Origin of the sequence: Paragemmobacter ruber (assembly GCF_009908315.1) — a bacterium.
GTDB classification, from domain to species: Bacteria; Pseudomonadota; Alphaproteobacteria; order Rhodobacterales; family Rhodobacteraceae; genus Paragemmobacter; species Paragemmobacter ruber.
This window is the reverse complement of record NZ_JAAATW010000020.1, coordinates 1-468: the sequence shown is the minus strand read 5'-3', so window position 1 is coordinate 468 and position 468 is coordinate 1. Positions and strand designations below refer to the sequence as shown.

The window sequence follows — 468 nt, the reverse complement described above, 5'->3', positions numbered from 1 at the left end:
GCGGCGCGGGCGATGACACGCTCGACGGTGGCGGCGGCAATGACACGCTGGCGGGCGAGGGCGACAATGACCTGCTGCGCGGCGACGGCGGCAATGACAGCCTGATCGGCGGCAGCGGCAACGACACACTGCAGGGCGGCACCGGGAACGACACGCTCGACGGCGGCGCAGGCACCGACCGTGCGGTCTTCACCGGCCCGGTCACGGAGTACAGCTTCGACTACGGCCCCGGCGGGGCGCTGATCGTCACCGATACCGTTGCCGCCCGCGACGGCACCGACACGCTGACGGGGGTGGAGTTCGCCACCTTCAACGGCGTCACCTACCGCGTGATCAGCGGGGATGACGGGTCCAACACCACGCTGCAAGGCCCCGATGACGGGACGCCCAGCATCATCATCGCCCATGACGGCAATGACTGGGGCGGCGGCCATGCCACCAGCGATGCGGTCTTCGGCGGCGCGGGCG

At 70.9% G+C, this 468-nt stretch carries 1 protein-coding gene; it reads left to right on the top strand.

Features of this window, described 5'->3' with window-relative positions; translation table 11 throughout:
- The coding region (locus tag GU920_RS19265; protein WP_394351579.1) for a calcium-binding protein at positions 1 to 468 on the top strand (468 nt) is incomplete at both ends.